The sequence below is a fragment of the Pseudomonas sp. WT-JTC genome (assembly GCF_056711565.1).
Window position 1 is genome coordinate 5347116 of the sequence record NZ_CM160042.1, and the last position, 17445, is coordinate 5364560.

At 58.5% G+C, this 17445-nt stretch carries 13 protein-coding genes; 4 read left to right on the forward strand and 9 right to left on the reverse strand.

Features of this window, described 5'->3' with window-relative positions:
* Nucleotides 1-220 precede the first annotated feature (220 nt).
* On the reverse strand, nt 221-2731 hold the full coding sequence (locus AC06G5_RS24265; RefSeq protein ID WP_413425260.1) for a putative bifunctional diguanylate cyclase/phosphodiesterase: 2511 nt from the start codon (nt 2729-2731) through the stop codon (nt 221-223).
* 1137 nt (nt 2732-3868) lie between these two features.
* Here AC06G5_RS24265 and AC06G5_RS24270 point away from each other — a divergent pair.
* Both AC06G5_RS24270 and AC06G5_RS24275 read left to right on the forward strand, forming a co-directional pair.
* Nucleotides 3869-4870: an AAA family ATPase gene (locus AC06G5_RS24270; protein ID WP_413425258.1), complete on the forward strand. Its 1002-nt coding sequence runs from the start codon at nt 3869-3871 to the stop codon at nt 4868-4870.
* Nucleotides 4867-6198 (forward strand): DUF58 domain-containing protein, encoded by a 1332-nt coding sequence (locus AC06G5_RS24275; RefSeq protein WP_413425256.1) that lies wholly within the window; start codon nt 4867-4869, stop codon nt 6196-6198. The genes AC06G5_RS24270 and AC06G5_RS24275 overlap by 4 nt, the downstream gene beginning before the upstream one ends.
* Nucleotides 6199-6311: 113 nt before the next feature.
* Here the strand turns inward: AC06G5_RS24275 and AC06G5_RS24280 are convergent, their stop codons facing one another.
* From AC06G5_RS24280 to AC06G5_RS24300, 5 genes are all read right to left on the reverse strand, one after another.
* Nucleotides 6312-7634, reverse strand: a complete 1323-nt coding sequence (locus tag AC06G5_RS24280; protein ID WP_480458479.1) for an Ig-like domain-containing protein — start codon at nt 7632-7634, stop codon at nt 6312-6314.
* A 76-nt stretch (nt 7635-7710) separates the two neighbouring features.
* Nucleotides 7711-9111 (reverse strand): Tc toxin subunit A, encoded by a 1401-nt coding sequence (locus AC06G5_RS24285; protein WP_480458480.1) that lies wholly within the window; start codon nt 9109-9111, stop codon nt 7711-7713.
* A gap of 298 nt (nt 9112-9409) precedes the next feature.
* On the reverse strand, nt 9410-9745 hold the full coding sequence (locus tag AC06G5_RS24290; RefSeq protein ID WP_413425248.1) for a hypothetical protein: 336 nt from the start codon (nt 9743-9745) through the stop codon (nt 9410-9412).
* 168 nt (nt 9746-9913) lie between these two features.
* Entirely contained in the window at nt 9914-10273 is a 360-nt protein-coding gene (locus AC06G5_RS24295) for a PilZ domain-containing protein (RefSeq protein ID WP_413704092.1), read from the reverse strand.
* A gap of 232 nt (nt 10274-10505) precedes the next feature.
* Complete coding sequence (locus tag AC06G5_RS24300) at nt 10506-10889, reverse strand: tetratricopeptide repeat protein (protein ID WP_413425244.1); 384 nt, start codon at nt 10887-10889, stop codon at nt 10506-10508.
* Nucleotides 10890-11098: 209 nt separating this feature from the next.
* Here AC06G5_RS24300 and pyk point away from each other — a divergent pair, with 209 nt between their 5' ends.
* Nucleotides 11099-12550, forward strand: a complete 1452-nt coding sequence (pyk, locus tag AC06G5_RS24305; protein ID WP_413425242.1) for a pyruvate kinase — start codon at nt 11099-11101, stop codon at nt 12548-12550.
* 208 nt (nt 12551-12758) lie between these two features.
* On the opposite strand, the gene AC06G5_RS24310 is transcribed toward pyk, so the two are convergent.
* The 3 genes from AC06G5_RS24310 to AC06G5_RS24320 are packed head-to-tail and all read right to left on the reverse strand — an operon-like array spanning nt 12759 to nt 15571.
* On the reverse strand, nt 12759-13508 hold the full coding sequence (locus AC06G5_RS24310) for an enoyl-CoA hydratase-related protein (RefSeq protein ID WP_413425240.1): 750 nt from the start codon (nt 13506-13508) through the stop codon (nt 12759-12761).
* A 28-nt stretch (nt 13509-13536) separates the two neighbouring features.
* Nucleotides 13537-14472: an iron-sulfur-binding ferredoxin reductase gene (locus tag AC06G5_RS24315; RefSeq protein ID WP_413704091.1), complete on the reverse strand. Its 936-nt coding sequence runs from the start codon at nt 14470-14472 to the stop codon at nt 13537-13539.
* The gene (locus tag AC06G5_RS24320) at nt 14465-15571 is read right to left on the reverse strand and encodes a GGDEF domain-containing protein (RefSeq protein ID WP_413425236.1); all 1107 of its coding nucleotides are present in this window, start codon (nt 15569-15571) and stop codon (nt 14465-14467) included. Before AC06G5_RS24320 ends, AC06G5_RS24315 begins: the two co-directional genes overlap by 8 nt.
* Before the next feature lie 314 nt (nt 15572-15885).
* Between AC06G5_RS24320 and AC06G5_RS24325 the strand changes: the two genes are divergently transcribed.
* Nucleotides 15886-17409, forward strand: coding sequence for a fumarate hydratase (locus AC06G5_RS24325; RefSeq protein ID WP_413425234.1), 1524 nt, complete (start codon nt 15886-15888; stop codon nt 17407-17409).
* Nucleotides 17410-17445: the final 36 nt, after the last annotated feature.

Consider the following 17445-nt stretch of genomic DNA (forward strand, 5'->3'; position numbering starts at 1 on the left):
AATGTTGTTCAAGGAGCGAACTAATGGCCCTGAATCTGTTAAGGCAGACTAAAGGGATGGAATGTCTGGTCAAGCAGGGGATGGCAGATGGAGCTTCCTGCCAGTTGTTCGAGGCTACCTCCGGCAATTGCGGGTGCGAGCCATATTTGAGTTGACCTCTCATCGTCCGCATTGGGTTGAGTCCACAGCCGAAAGCGGACGTTCCCAGGCACCTGCGAAGTTATGGCGATTTAGTCTTGGTCCGTAGGAAATCAGTGCTCGCCATTAATCTTTCGTGAACATACTCCTCAAATTGTTCGGCTGGCAGTGGCGGGGAAAACAGGAAGCCCTGGTAGGTCTGGCAGCCATGCTTGACCAGAAAGGTGCGCTGAGCTTCTGTCTCCACACCTTCTGCAATCACCGAAAGCCCCAATATCTGGCTCAGGCTCACAATCGCGCAGGCGATGGCGGCGTCGTTGGGATCAACCAGCACATCTCTGATGAAGGACTGGTCAATCTTGAGTTGATCCAGCGGAAGGCTCTTCAGGTATGACAGTGACGAGTAGCCGGTTCCGAAATCATCCAGCGAAAGGCCTATGCCAATCTCTTTCAACTCGATCATTTTGGCGACAGTACCTTCCATATCCTCTATCAGCAGGCCTTCGGTCAGTTCCAGTTTCAATTTCTTCGGATCGGCCCCCGTGTGTCTCAGTACTTGCAGTACCTCCTCGACGAAGTCCGGATGGTGAAACTGACGGGCGCTGACATTCACAGCCATACCCAGTCGGGCGGTTTCCGAATGCTTTGCCCAGGCAACCAGCTGAGTACAGGCTGTCTGCAGCGCCCAACGGCCTAACCGCAGAATCAACCCCGTTTCCTCTGCCAATGGAATGAACTCGCCTGGAAACACGACTCCGCGCTCAGGATTGTGCCATCTCATCAGTGCCTCTGCGCCAATGATACGGCCCTCACTATTCACCTGCGGCTGGTAATGAAGAAGGAATTCGTTGTCCTGCAAGCCTTGGCGCAAGTCTACTTCCAGCCTGGCGCGTGCCGTGGCAACCGCCTGCATTTCCGGATCGAAGAAGCGCATGGTATTGCGGCCCGCCGCCTTGGCGCGATACATCGCCAGGTCAGCGCGCTTCATAATATCGTCCACTGTGCTCAGCTGCCCCTGGAACAGCGCAATGCCGAGGCTAGGGGTGCTGTGGTGCTCATATCCATCCAACTGGTAGGAAATATTCAGAGAGTTGAGAATCTTTTCGCCAATAGTCTTGGCCTGGATAGCCGCTTCTGGAGGATTCTCATTAAGGCCATCCAGCAGGACGACGAATTCGTCTCCGCCCAGGCGAGCCACGGTGTCGCTCTCGCGTATGCAGCCGCAAAGGCGCAGAGCAACTTGCTGCAGCAACATGTCGCCTCTGTCATGCCCCAGCGTGTCGTTCAGTGCCTTGAAGTTATCCAGGTCAATGAGAATTATCCCGCTCGTATGCAGGCTACGGGAGCTGCCCGCCAGCAGATGCTGTAACCGGTCCAACATGAGCCGCCTGTTGGCCAGCCCGGTCAACTGATCGTAGAAGGCCAAACGCTGGACCTCTTGCTCTGCGGTCTTACGGTGGGTGATGTCAGTATTGATCGACAGAACGGACTGCGGCTGGCCATCATCGTCTCGCACCAGGGTTCGATGACTTTCGAGTGTGATGGTGCAGCCATCCCGGCGTCGAATTGTAACTTCGTCCGCCCAGTCACCCGTTTCTATCAGGCTGTTAGTGGCCGCATTGAAAGCGGCGCTACCCTGGTAGATCAACTCCTGTGCCGATTTGCCAAGTGCCTCCTCCTTTGACAGACCGTAGAGACGCTCGGCACTTTTGTTCCAGTACAGGATGCGGTTATCCATCCCGTGAACGACAATGGCGTCCTGGGCCTTGTCCAGCAGAGATGCTTGCTGGCGGGCCTGCTTCTCGCTTTCGCGCAGCACTGCCAGATAACCTTCCCTTTCGGCTGCTTGCGACTCCATTTCGCGCCTGATCTTGCCCCCGTAGATAACGGCCGCACTGACCATCAGTAGCACGAACACCATGATCGCGTATTCGACCCGGCGCAGTTCTTCGACCGACTCAAGCTCCTCCTCCAGGAGCTTGCTTTGAATCAGGCCAACGCGATCCCGCACAGTACTGAGTGAGGCGAGCAACAGGGCAAACTTCCTGTCCATCGTTGCCATGCGTTTGCCGGCATTATCCGACTGCCCCTCCCTGAAGTAGGAAAAGATCAGCAAGGCCTCGTTCACCATTTCGACCATCGCAGCATCAATTGCACCCACCTCATCCTTCAATGCAAGGGTAAAGGCTTGTATATCTGCACTGTGTTCAGCCTCATTGGCGATCCGTACCTCCAACTGTTTTTTGGCCATTGCCAAATGCTCGTTGAAGGCGCGCAAGGCTTCATCCATGTTCCGCGATTCGGCTTCAACATTATGTGTATCGAACACATTATTGCCCGGCGCATTGACTGTGGAAGCCAGGCTGCCCAGCGTTGAATAGCTCGACAGCTGTTGGACCCACGACTGGTTTGCCTTGATGGAGCGGTGATAGGTATCGACGATCAGGTGATTCAATAGCACGCTCAGCACAACAACCAGCACGTCGAACCCCGCAAGAAAAAAGTACATGCGGTGCCATTTGGTCGAGCGCGGCTTATTTGAACGGGTGGGTATGTCTTGCTTTGCGGCGCTTTTATTCCTGAAAAAATCCATTTCACAATCTCCAAACATAATCCTTCTAAATTGGCCAATAGAAGCGGTATTCGGAAACCTATTAACCTTTTGTGCCGACACCTGAACCTGAGAACACACCGCACGTAGCATTAGCCAAATTTTTTCTCTGTTCTGGATTCACGCTGGTTTTCGTGAGCGAAGCTCCCGAGACAAGCATTAGCTACCGAAGCTATACGTCTTAAGTGTCACGCCAACCAACCATTCGACACTAAGCAATGCATTTGGCGATGCTAATTTCATGGTGAAATTTTTTACCCTCGGAAGCAGTCTCTTAACATTTCAGCGATAAAACGAAATCATCTTCATTTGCTGTGTTTGAGATCATCGTTTCAGGTAACGATTCTCCTCGCTCTCCATTGTAGAACTGAACGTCGGCAATCACTTTTGCCAGATGTTCTGTTCCTTTCAATTTCCTCAGCCTCTTTCTGCGCCTCTGGCGAGCGTGCAGACCTTGGCCAGCATGTCTGGGGTGAGCATATCCCCGCTTTCGCAGTGCCCAGCCGCACCGTAGCGAAAGTCGATTCGATCCTGAGTGATCCCGACAGATCCAGTCCAAACCCTGCGCCTGCAGGTGCAGGGTTTGCTCCATGTCTTGCCGAGTGCCGTTGCGGATTTGCGCCCCTGAACTGGATGCTTCACGCAGCATAGTCGGGTGACATAGGGCACGTTGCGGGTCATTTCCGCGCAGCCTGCCGGACTGCCTGAACAGTTTCGACAGCAGACCAAGCATAGCCACTAATTTGCCATTATTCTGTTCGCCGACTGCTCCAGGTCGGTAGCAGCCCTTGATGGTCGGCAGCTTTTCAACCCAAAGCAGCCCTCCGAGAAGGGCTGATATCGGGCAACAGCAGACTTCTGCGATGAAAAACTCTCCTAACTATGTCACCCAACGTGCATATGGAATGCACTACCTCAAAACATAACTGGCCGTCATGGCCTAACCTCGACTTCAGACGAACGCTCAAATGAGGGTTGCCAAGGGATCTTAATGAGGCAGATTGGCAGTCACTCACTCGTTCCACGCGTAAAAAAAATACGTGAAAAAAGTTAGATTAGATAAGTGACTGATTTATGGAAGATAAAACAAATATAACTGTTAACGAGGCTCCGGAACCCATGAGTCAACCGATCGAGCCCGACGTACCGAGCCATGCCGCTCAACAACGTCAGCGTGCCAGCCACCTGGCGCAGGCCGTACGCAATGAACTGCAAAAAGCCTTGATCGGCCAGGACAGCGTGATCGACGACGTCCTGACTGCGCTGATCGCCGGCGGTCACGTGCTGCTCGAAGGCGTACCGGGTTTGGGCAAGACCCTGTTGGTGCGCGCCCTCGCCCGCTGCTTCGGCGGCGAGTTTGCGCGCATCCAGTTCACCCCGGACCTGATGCCCAGCGACGTCACCGGGCACGCGGTGTACGACTTGCAGACCGAGCAATTCAAACTGCGCAAAGGCCCGCTGTTCACCAACCTGTTGTTGGCCGACGAAATCAACCGCGCCCCGGCGAAAACCCAGGCGGCGCTGCTCGAAGCCATGCAGGAACGGCAAGTCACCCTTGAAGGCCGTCCATTGCCGATTGGACAACCGTTCATGGTGCTCGCCACTCAGAACCCGATCGAACAGGAAGGCACTTACCCGTTGCCGGAGGCCGAACTCGACCGTTTCATGCTCAAGGTGCGCATGGATTACCCCGACGCCGAACAGGAGCTGAACATGGTCCGTCAGGTCAGCCGCTCGACCCGGGCCGACATGCTCGATGTCCAACCGATGCGCACGTTGTTGCAGGCCAAGGATGTACTGGCCCTGCAACGTATCGCCAGCGACCTGCCGCTGGACGATCAGGTGCTCGATTACGCCGTGCGCCTGGCCCGCTCCACCCGCAACTGGCCCGGCTTGATCCTCGGCGCCGGGCCACGCGCGTCCATCGCGCTGGTGCGATGTGCCCGGGCCCGTGCGCTGCTGCGCGGTGGTGAGTTCGTGATTCCGGATGACATCAAGGGTTGCGCACTGGCCGTGCTGCGTCATCGTGTGCGCATCGCACCGGAGCTGGATATCGAGGGCCTGGATGTCGATCAGGTGCTCCGGCAGTTGCTCGACCAAGTGCCGGCGCCGCGCCTGTGAAACCGTCGCGTCTGATGCTCGTCTGGCTATTGATCCTGCTGGCCTGCGGCATTGTGTCGGGCACATTGCAAGCACTGGAGTTCACGGTTCCGGCGAATCTCATGGCGATCAACTGGGGGTTGCTCCTGGCGCTGCTGGCCCTGGCCCTGTTGGATGCTGTTCGCGTGAAGCACCTGCCATCGCCCCGGCTGAAGCGCCAGTTACCCGGCAGCCTGGCGCTGGGCCGATGGGGCGAAGTGCAACTGACCCTTGAGCACGACTTTGCCCAACCGCTGAACGTACAAGTCTTCGACCATGTGCCAGCGGGCCTGAGCTTCGAAAACCTGCCACTGTCAGTCGAGTTGCAACCCGGCCAGCACAGCCTGGCCGGTTATCGCCTGCGTCCGCTCAAACGCGGTCATTTCAGCTTCGAGCGCTGTGAAATCAGCCTGCCAAGTCCCTTGGGGCTCTGGTCGGACAGACGCTTGCTCGAGCTGCCCGACGCCACCCGCGTCTACCCCGACTTCGCCCGTCTCTATGAAGGGCAGTTGCTGGCGGTGGATAACTGGCTCAGCCAGCTTGGCGTACGCCAGAAACAACGACGGGGCCTGGGCCTGGAATTTCATCAATTGCGCGAGTTTCGCGAGGGCGACAGCCTGCGCCAGATCGACTGGAAAGCCACCGCCCGCCAGCGCACACCGATTGCCCGGGAGTACCAGGACGAGCGCGACCAGCAGATCATCTTCATGCTCGACTGCGGCCGGCACATGCGCAGCCAGGATGATGAGCTGTCGCACTTCGATCACGCCCTCAACGCCTGTCTGTTGCTCAGCTACGTCGCGCTACGCCAGGGCAACGCGGTGGGCCTGAGTACCTTTGCCAGCGAACAGCCGCGCTACCTTGCACCAGTAAAAGGCACCAGCCATCTCAACACACTGCTCAACAGCGTTTATGACTTGAACAGCACCCAACGCAGCGCCGACTATCAAGCAGCGGTAACGCAACTGCTGGCACGGCAAAAACGCCGGGCGCTGGTGGTGTTGGTGACCAACCTGCGGGATGAGGACGACGATGAGTTGCTCTCGGCAGTAAAACGCCTGAGCCAGCAACATCAGGTGCTGGTCGCGAGCCTGCGCGAAGAGGTGCTCGACACCCAGCGTCAGTCACCGGTGCAGACTTTGCCCGAAGCGCTGGCCTATTGCGGGACCGTGGACTACCTGAATGCACGCGCCGAACTCCATGAGCGCTTGAGCGCTCATGGAGTACTGGTGATGGATGCGCGACCCGGGGAGTTGGGCCCGGCCCTGGTGACGCAGTATTTAAGCTGGAAGCGGGCCGGAGCTGCGTAGGCATCTGGCGGCATCCCCCCACGCATCGATGGATTAAAGCTCATAAGTCTGATCATCAACCTTGGCCCAAGCCAACTCCAGGGGTGCGAGATGCAGTTGAACGTCGAGGTCGGTTACAGGAAGTCAGTAGACTCACCATGGATCACTGCCGTTTTAGCCACGTAGACATCAAGCCGTTGCTCGCCCATTTCGACCTTGGCGATATAGGTCTGATCTCCGTCGGTTGGCGTGGTCACGGTGTACTGCGCAATCCCCACGGCCGAGGTAGTGCCCTCTCCAAGCTTCGTTTCTCCTTTGAAGAACTCGACTTTCACACCAGGCGCCGGCTTCTTGGTCAAACCGATAACGTGACAACTCAACACAAGTGGTTGCCCGACGACAGCCATCGAGGTTGCCTCCAGCAGTTTGATGAACGGCTTGTCAACAAACGTGATGTTGTTGATGACGAGGGGATCCTTGGTGCTGTAGCTCGCCACCAGACTGGCCTTTTCCACCGGTTCCATACTTCTGACTTTGGTTCGGGCATAGCCCTGATCGTCGGTCACCACCACCAGCGGATCGGCAACCACACCCTTCCCGGCGAATGTCACGGCACGGCCGCGCCCCGGATTCCCGTGTCTATCGACAAGCTGAACATACACAGGGAAAAACGCCTGTCCGCCAGCAAGGAATGTCTCGTCTTTTCCCGGATCCTCAGTACTGTCGAGGCTGAAGCCCAGGGAGAATTCATCGCAGTCGATCAGGATTTTCGGTGCATACACCGTTTGAGCCAGACCGTAGGTGCCTTTCACTTGCACGGCGCCCATCCAGGATCCTTTTTCCGGCTTGAAGTGAATCACCGCGCGCCCCTCATGATCGGTGATAGAGACCGACTCCATCAGCCCTGGACGATCACTGCTCCAGGTCACGGTGATATTCGGCAATACCTGATTGGTCAGGTCACGCAACGTCAATTCAACCAGCGCGACTTGATTACTCACATTAGCGATCAGGGTGTCGTTGAGACACCTGATGTCGTGCGTCACGCTCTGGCCGATTTCACCGAATACCTGAGACTGGCCGTGTACCGCCGATTCGGACAAGCATTCCAGTACATGTTCGGCCGCACTGCGGCAGGCATGTTTGTCGCTGTCCGGGGTGAGCGCGCCCAATCCGATAATGGCCTTGGCGTCCAGCCCGCTGCTGGATGCCAAACCTCGAATGCGAATCAATGTGTCGAGGGCTAAAAGATCACGCACGACCGGCATTGACGGGCTGATATAGAGAATGCACTCCAACACTTCCCTTACCCCCCACTTCACCACTTCCGCCAGCTTGCTCGCTGCCGAATCACGAATCAGGCGCAGGTCTTCCGGCGTCAGATAGGTGGGCAAGGTGTTTACCAACTCCAGGTAATGCAGCAGTTTTTCCGCCGGCTGCCCGGTAAAGGCCACCATTCGCTGAAACAGTGTCAAGTAATACAAGGAACCGATGGATATCGTCTCCGGGTGTCTGAGGTCGAGCCACTGCCAGTTATGCCGGGTGGTCAGTGCACTTGAAGCGCAGACGAAACTCCTGGAACAGACCGATCGCCCGAAGGGTATTGTTGGTGATCCGCTTCGGCGCATCTGCCAGGTCTTGCGAATCGACGAGGTCGGCCCGTTGCTCAGCCCGGATTGCGGCCATGACCAGACGATCAGTTTGCTCCACAGGCAATTTCAACCAACGGCTCAGACGCAACATCCGGCTCATGCGTTCAAAGCGGTTATCGGTACTGTTTGTGAATTCGCGCGTGCCATTGGCCGGCGTACTGAGGTCCATCGCAGCGGTTGCACCATCGTTGATGAACGCTGAGCCAAAAACCTTGGGGGAGGCCGCGGGTACAACGCCCGCGGCGACGTTGTCCGATAGCTTGGGCAAACAGTCTTCGATCGATAAAAAGGACGTAAGCGTCTGCGCATCGATCGAGGTCTGGGCACAGAAGTGCACCGAGTCCAACAATGCCTTCCCAGTGGAGCCAAAGTCTCTTTTGTAGAACGCTGCTTTGTCCGGGTTGTTGGGAAACAGAAAGTTTTCCAGGAGCATCCGCTGGCCCTGGGGCCCGATATTGCAGGATTGACGCAGGGCAATGTCCGAAAGGTTTCCCTGAACCCCCAATTGCTTGAAATACGGCGCCGTCAGGTCAATGGCCCGCACCACTTCCCCCAGCGACAACTTGTTCTCCTCCAGAACCTGCTTCCATTGTTCGGCATACCACTCGAACGGCATGGTGCGAAATGGAAAACGCGTTTCCAGCAAGCGGTCATCGACCACTTTGTCGTCTGCATTCACGGGGGCGGAATTGTTGCTGATGAACGATTTGATGATGCTTTCCAGCACCTCATTGACCAGGGTCACCGTCGGCTTGATCTGGAACATGCTCACCGAATCAATGATGAGGTCGTCCAGGTCCGGCCGCCGAGTATCCAGCTTGATGAATCCGGCCCCGCCCGTCGCGCGACCTTCCAGCTGCCGGGCCAGCAAGACCAGCCTCACGAAATAGGCCGCTGGCGAGATGCTCGAATCCGGACTTTGCGAGGGGCTGGCACCCTCCCAATCGGGATCGAACAAATCGTCGAACGTCGGCGTATCCACCAGCGCCCGGATTCCGGTGCGATGCAAGGGATTGGGCGGTGCATGAGTCACCAGGCGCTGCTCACGGAACTCGCGAGCGGTATGCACCGCAAGACTCCGCGCCTTGTCCAGCAATGCCTGGGCAGCGCGGCTGTGCAGCCCGAACGTCTCCACGACTTCTTGACGCCCCAACTTCAGCAGGTCGAAAACCGAGCCGCCTTCCGCGACGAAGCGCTCGTAGTTGCTTTGCACGGCGGGCTCATCTGTGCCCGGCGTCAGATCCAGGAGTTGCTTGAGAGGCGAGGTCGAGTCGTTGCTCATTGTAAATCTCCTGAAAGTCTGGGTGATCGAGCACCGGGCGGCAACGAAGGGAGATATTTGCATTTACCCTTTCGTGGTTTTTTTACGCTTTACCTGCGCCGAAAATCACCTGCCATAAATGACAGTTCAGACGAACGGTAAAGTGGATTGAAGTTTGAGAACGGCGTTTGATTCCAATAAAAGCGTTCACCAGCAGTGGGTAATCAGAGGCGATTGGAAAATGCCAGGCACCCAGGAACGAGTGCCCATTTCCCCAAAGGCACTTGAACAGTTTTTAAAGGATTTCGAAGGGTGGAAGTCAATCGACTGGTGGGGTTAAAACATAAAAATATTTGATAAATACCCAATCCGACTCTTCATTTTGTGAACCGCTGTACCATACCGCGAGCGTATGCAATTCATGAGGGCCTGGATCCATTTCCATCTGATAGCGCCCCAAATGCGCGTCTCTTTCTGCATAAGGGCCGTCATAATAAAAGTGGATTTTGAACTTCTTCGCAGCGTAAGTCCCGCCTTCACCACGGGTAATATCAACGTAAAAAGGTGAGCGATAAACCTCTCCGGCCTTAGGGCTGTTAACGACGGGCGGACGAATATCAATCAACGGATGCTGGTCGTCTTGAAGTGTTGTCATTTTCAAATCCCCGATCATAAAACGGTCAGTTGTTCCACAGTGCTATTGCTACACCATCTTCTGGCGTGAGAGCACCTGTAACAAATGACAGTTCAGACGAATGGCAAAGAAGTCTTCAACTGGATGAACTGGGGAATATTCCGGACGACATTGACCTGAGCACGGCTGTCAGGCTGAAGCCGGCAACGGCAGAAAACTGAAATACTGCTTCAACGCCTCCACCAGTTGCCCATACTCCGGCGGTGCCCGTTGCAGGCTGAACCCGGCGTCGTAATGTTGGGGGGTCACGTCTTCGTGGCACCACAGGCAACAGGCTTGCAGGTCGATTATCCGCTGGCCACCTTCGCTGGCGGGAATTTTCAGGCGCAGGTTGAAGTCCGCGCCGATCATCATCGGCAGCTGGCTGATGAGCATCAGCCCGTCTTCAGAGACGTTGCCCAGAAAACCGATGGGTTTGTCGGTGGTGCCGTTGAATACTTTCAGGAAGTACGGCAGTTGATGCCGCTCGATTCGGCGGTCGGTGAACATGTGCAATATCGCTATGCAAGGCTCTTAAGCAGAGCCGCACTACTGCTTCGGAACGGGTACGCATAAGTCTTTGCCCGCTCTCCCCGCTTCCGGTGCGCCAGTTCTTGAAGCGCAGAGTCTTGCTTGTGCCGGTCACAGGTGTTGCCCCGGTTCAGAGGCAAGGCTCCAGAACCGGTTTATTCGACTATAGCTCACCACCGCCGGGGAACCAGCGATTGAATGATGCCTGCCATCAGTACTGTGTCGGTTTTGCCGCTGCGGCACTGCGCATCGGGTAGTGGCCCAGGCTCTGCAAGGTTTCCAGGCGGGCGCGGGCGCGGTAGGCGTATTCGCTTTGCGGATACGAGTCAATCATGAACTGGTAGGTCTGGGCCGCATCGATGAACATCTTCTGCCGTTCCAGGCACTGGCCGCGCATCATCGACACTTCCGGCCACACGTAAGGCCGCGCGCGGCTGTCGCGTTCGACTTTGGATAGCTCGAGCATCACTTGCTCGCAATTGCCCCGGTCATAGGCGCTGTAGGCATTGTTCAAATGATGGTTCATCGACCAACGGGTGCAGCCCGTGACACTGAGGACGCTGATGGCAAGGGCGGCAATGAGCACGAATCGCATGGGGGATCTCCTGTCTTGAACCCTGTATCGACCCGTGGTCGGAAATCTTCAGGCTGTAGAAGCGAGAAGTTGCCTGGCTCCATAAGGAAGGCAATAACCAGGTTCTTCAAAAAAACCAGGCTCTTCACGAAAAAGTAGTGCAAACGAACAATGACTACACCTTCGGAGCATAGTAGCCTCACTCAGCGCTTGAACTCAGGAGTCTTTGCATGTCCGTCCGTCGTACCAAAATCGTCGCCACCCTTGGCCCGGCCAGTAACTCGCCGGAAGTTCTCGAACAGCTGATCCTGGCTGGCCTGGACGTCGCCCGCCTGAACTTCTCCCACGGCACTCCCGACGAGCACAAGGCTCGCGCGAAGCTGGTGCGTGACCTCGCGGCCAAGCACGGTCGCTTCGTCGCCCTGCTGGGTGACCTGCAAGGCCCGAAAATCCGTATCGCCAAATTCGCCAACAAGAAGATCGAGCTGAAGATCGGTGATCAATTCACCTTCTCCACCAGCCATCCTCTGACCGAAGGCAATCAGCAAGTGGTCGGCATCGACTACCCGGACCTGGTCAAGGACTGCGGCGTGGGCGACGAGCTGCTGCTCGACGACGGTCGCGTGGTGATGCGCGTCGATACCGCCACTGCCACCGAACTGAACTGCACCGTGACCATCGGCGGCCCGCTGTCCGACCACAAAGGCATCAACCGTCGCGGTGGCGGCCTGACCGCTCCGGCCCTGACTGAAAAAGACAAGGCTGACATCAAGCTCGCTGCGGAAATGCAAGTCGACTACCTCGCGGTATCCTTCCCGCGTGACGCCGCCGACATGGAATACGCCCGTCAACTGCGCGACGAGGCCGGCGGCACTGCCTGGCTGGTGGCGAAGATCGAACGCGCCGAAGCCGTGGCCGATGACGAAACCCTCGACGGCCTGATCAAGGCGTCCGACGCGGTAATGGTTGCCCGTGGTGACCTGGGTGTGGAAATCGGCGACGCCGAGCTGGTGGGCATCCAGAAGAAGATCATTCTGCACGCACGCCGCCACAACAAGGCTGTGATCGTTGCGACCCAGATGATGGAGTCGATGATCCAGAACCCGATGCCGACCCGCGCCGAAGTGTCCGACGTGGCCAACGCCGTGCTCGACTACACCGATGCCGTGATGCTCTCGGCCGAAAGTGCCGCCGGCCTGTACCCGCTGGAAGCCGTTCAGGCCATGGCGCGTATCTGCGTCGGTGCCGAAAAGCACCCGACCAGCAAGACCTCCAGCCACCGCATCGGCAAAGAGTTCGAGCGCTGCGACGAAAGCATCGCACTGGCGACCATGTACACCGCCAACCACTTCCCGGGCGTGAAAGCGATCATCGCCCTGACCGAAAGTGGCTACACCCCGCTGATCATGTCGCGCATCCGTTCCTCGGTGCCGATCTACGCGTTCACCCCGCACCGCGAAGCCCAGGCTCGCGCGGCCATGTTCCGCGGCGTGTACACCATCCCGTTCGATCCGGCTTCGCTGGCACCGAACGAAGTCAGCCAGAAGGCAATCGACGAGCTGGTCAAGCGCGGCGTCGTGGAGAAAGGCGACTGGGTCATCCTGACCAAGGGCGACAGCTACCACACCACCGGCGGCACCAACGGCATGAAGATCCTGCACGTTGGCGACCCGATGGTCTGAGTGACCGGTTGCTGAAAAACGAAAGCCCCGCCATGTGAATGGCGGGGCTTTTTGTTTTCTGATCCAACAGGTGTGTTGACTGATCGGGCCCCTTCGCGAGCAAGCCCGCTCCCACAGGGTTTTGTATTGGTCACATGATTTGTTAGCAACTCCGGTCAATGTGGGAGCGGGCTTGCTCGCGAAGGGGCCGGTACAGTCAGCGAAAGACTCAATGCCGCTTGATGAACCCGGTCAACGCAGCCAGTGCTTCCGGCGAACTCAACCGCTGGGTGAACAACGCCCCCTCCTCTTCGATCACCCTGCGCAACAACTCGCGATCCGGCGCCTTCATCAATTGCTTGCTGATACGCACCGCTTCCGGTGGCAGCGTCTCGAAGCGCAGCGCCATTTCCCGCGCCTTGGCCAAGACTTCTTCGCCACTGCCCAGCGCCTCGGACGCAATGCCCCACGCAGCAGCCTGTTCACCATTGAACCCCTCACCGAGCAGCAATAACTCCGCCGCTTTGGCATGCCCGAGCAAGCGCGGCAGGAGCAGGCTGGAACCAAATTCAGGGCATAAACCCAGGTTGACGAACGGCATGCGCAAGCGCGCATCACGGCTGACGTAGACCAGATCGCAATGCAGCAACATCGTCGTGCCAATGCCCACCGCCGCTCCAGCCACGGCGGCGATCACCGGTTTGCGGCATTCAAGCAGGCTGAGCATGAACTGGAATACCGGGCTGTCGAGGCCACTCGGCGGTTGCTGGATGAAATCGGCGATGTCGTTGCCGGCGGTGAAGCATTCGGCGGAGCCGGTGATCAGCACGGCGTTAATCTCGGGGTCGCTGTCGGCCTGTTTCAACGCTTCGGCCAGGTGGCTGTACATGGCGCGGGTCAGGGCGTTTTTCTTGTCCGGGCGATTCAGGCGCAGGGTCAACAGGCCGCGTTCGCGTTCAACTTGGATGGCATCGGTCATGGCAGGTCTCGCGTCTGAAAGTCAGCGCTCAACCACGGGGCAGGAACACATCGGCCAGCAGTTGATTGCGCGGCAATCCCGCCAGGTACAGGCGCCGGGCGAAGGCGTCGACACTGTCGGGGGCTCCGCAGAGTAAGGCCAGGGTTTGCCGCGAAACAAGCCGCAGTTGCGCCAAAGCCGCTGGCAACTCGGCCGGGGTCCACAGTTCGACACTCAGGTTAGGACGGCTGGCGGCCATGGCTTGCAGTGGTTTTGCCAGGTAGTGCTCATCGGCATCATGGGCCAGGTGAATGACACGGATGGCGCCCTGATGATCGTGGCGCAGCGCTTCGCGCAATACGCCAAACAACGGCCCCAACCCGGTGCCGGCCGCCATAAGCCACAACGGTCGGGTGTGCCAGTCAGGGTCGTAGTGCAACGCCCCGCCGCGCAACTCGCCGAGACGCATCGGATCGCCGATGTTCAACTGGCGGGCTGCATCGCTGAACTCCCCCGGCAGGCGACAATCGAGGTGAAACTCCAGAAAGCGGTCGTCTTCCGGCAGGCTGGCAAGGGAATACGGCCGCGCAACGCTGCCCGCCCACAACACCAGATGCTGGCCGGCGCTGTAGCGCAACGGTCGCTGCGGGGTCAAGCGCAAGCGCAACACGCTGTCGCTCAACCAATCGACGGCCGCAACCTCGGCCGGGCGTCCGTCCTCTAGCGGGTCGAAGGCATGCACCTGCAAGTCCTCGACCACCTGGCACTGGCACGCCAGCCGCCAGCCCTGTTCACGCTGCTGTGCACTCAGGGCATCCGGGCGGCTGTCGCTCGGCAGCCCCTGTACACACTGCACCAGGCACGCATGGCAACTGCCCGCGCGACAACTGTAAGGCACCGGCACGCCGTTCTGATTCAGCGCATCGAGCAGATTGCTGCCCGCCGCCACCGACCAGTGGCGCTCGCCGACCCGCAGTTCAGGCATCGACGTTCTCCCACGCTGCCGCGCATCGGTTGCGGCCATCACGTTTGGCGCGATAGAGCGCCTGATCGGCCTGTTGCAGGGCATCATCGAGGTCGTCGCCCAGTTCCAGCAGGGTCATGCCGGCGGACAGGCTGAGGTTACGCACATTCAGCCCGATCAATTCGACATCGGTGAATGCAATGCGCAGTCGTTCGCAGCACGAAGTCAGACTGTCGGCATCACAATCGGGCAGCAGCACCACGAACTCTTCGCCACCGTAGCGAGCCAGAACATCACCGTCGCGCAGGCACGCGGTGGCTACGCCGGCAAAGGCTTGCAGCACCTGATCGCCGGCGGCATGGCCGTGCAGGTCGTTGATGCGTTTGAAATGGTCAAGATCGATCAACGCCAGGCCATGCATGACACCCGCATCCATGGCTTTCAACTCGCGGGAAGCAAGGCGCAGGAAATGCCGGCGATTGAACAGGCCGGTCAGCTCGTCGGTGGCTACCAGGTCTTCGAGCTGACGCATCATCCCGCGCAATGTGTCCTGGTGTGCCTGCAACGCAAAACGCCGCTGACGCATACGCTGTCGCGAGGCCTGGACATGGCGGGCATACAGCACCAGCCACACCAGTACGATGAACAGCACGCAGACCTGCAACACCGCCATGGCCGGGTCAGGCAGCTGGAAGTGGTAGCCCTCCCACAACGTGATCGCGCTGAAACTGCAAAACACCAGCAACGCACATCGTACAAAAGACCGGCGTGACAGATGGAACAGGCCGAACAGCAGGATCAGCACGTAAAACACCAGAAACGCGCCCCGTGCTTCGTCCAGATGGGCAATCAGCCAGGTTTGCCAACCCAGCCCCAGCAACACTTGCGCCTCGGTCAGGCTGGGGTCGGCGAGACGCAGGTTGTAGCCGCTGTAGAACACCGCGAACAGGATGACCTGACTGGTCACTACCAGTACGCTGCCGATGACGACACTGGAAAGCGGCGCGTCGTAGTGACCAGTAAAAAACGCCAGCCAAAGCAACAGCAATGCCAGGGCATAGGTGCCGGCCGCCAGGGCGAAACGTTTAAGCAACAGGCGCTGGATGGCGTTATGGGTCAATCGTTGATTCACCAAATGAAAGGAGACTGACAGAGCGTCCTACTCTACAGACCGTATGTCACTTTAGTGGCGTGGCCGATAAATGACCATTCAATTTTCGGCATGGGCAAGGTCATCTCGGTTGCAGGAGCTTATGCGACCAACGATTGACTGTCGGCGCGTGTGCAGGCCTTTGATGCGCGGTATACTGCCGCGCCTTTTTAGCGTCGCGCCAGCATGCCCGGCGTGCCTTGAAAGGTGCTTGCAACCGACCGATGCACCCAAGCTGCAAGCACCTTAATTGAATGTTCCCGTCTTTTAGAGGAGCGCGACTCATGACCGTGATCAAGCAAGACGACCTGATTCAGAGCGTTGCCGACGCCCTGCAGTTCATTTCCTACTACCACCCCGTGGATTTCATCCAGGCGATGCACGAGGCCTACCTGCGCGAAGAATCGCCAGCGGCCCGCGACTCGATGGCACAGATCCTGATCAACTCGCGCATGTGTGCCACCGGCCACCGCCCAATCTGCCAGGACACCGGTATCGTCACCGTGTTTGTCCGTGTCGGCATGGACGTGCGCTGGGATGGCGCCACCATGGGCCTGGACGACATGATCAACGAAGGCGTGCGTCGCGCCTACAACCTGCCGGAAAACGTCCTGCGTGCCTCGATCCTCGCCGACCCGGCGGGCGCTCGCAAGAACACCAAGGACAACACCCCGGCCGTTATCCACTACTCCATCGTTCCGGGTAACACCGTGGAAGTGGACGTGGCGGCCAAGGGCGGCGGTTCCGAGAACAAGTCGAAGATGGCCATGCTCAACCCGTCCGACTCGATCGTCGACTGGGTGCTCAAAACCGTTCCGGAAATGGGCGCCGGCTGGTGCCCACCGGGCATGCTCGGCATCGGCATCGGCGGCACCGCCGAGAAAGCCGCGGTGATGGCCAAGGAAGTGTTGATGGAATCCATCGACATTCACGAGCTCAAAGCCCGTGGTCCGCAGAACCGCATTGAAGAAATGCGCCTGGAGCTGTTCGAGAAGGTCAACCAGCTGGGCATCGGCGCCCAGGGCCTCGGTGGCCTGACCACCGTGCTCGACGTGAAGATCATGGACTACCCGACCCACGCCGCCTCCCTGCCGGTGTGCATGATCCCCAACTGCGCCGCCACCCGTCACGCGCACTTCGTGCTCGACGGTTCCGGCCCGGCCTCGCTGGAAGCGCCACCGTTGGACGCCTACCCGGAAATCGTCTGGGAAGCCGGTCCGTCGGCCCGTCGCGTCAACCTCGACACCCTGACCCCGGAAGAAGTGCAGAGCTGGAAGCCGGGCGAAACCGTCCTGCTCAACGGCAAGATGCTCACCGGTCGCGACGCCGCGCACAAGCGCATGGTCGAGATGCTGAACAAGGGCGAAACCCTGCCGGTTGACCTCAAGGGTCGCTTCATCTACTACGTCGGCCCGGTCGATCCGGTCGGTGACGAAGTGGTTGGCCCGGCTGGCCCTACCACCGCGACGCGGATGGACAAGTTCACCCGTCAGATCCTCGAGCAGACCGGCCTGCTGGGCATGATCGGCAAATCCGAACGCGGCCCGACCGCGATCGAAGCGATCAAGGACAGCAAGGCCGTGTACCTGATGGCCGTCGGCGGCGCCGCTTACCTGGTCGCCCAGGCGATCAAGAAGTCCAAGGTGCTGGCGTTCGCCGAACTGGGCATGGAAGCGATCTACGAGTTCGAGGTCAAGGACATGCCGGTCACCGTTGCGGTCGACAGCAAGGGCGAGTCCGTACACATCACCGGTCCTGCCATCTGGCAGAAAAAGATCAGTGAAAGCCTGGCGGTGGAAGTTCAGTAAGCACTGACAGCGCACAGTAAGAACCGGTCTGCTGGC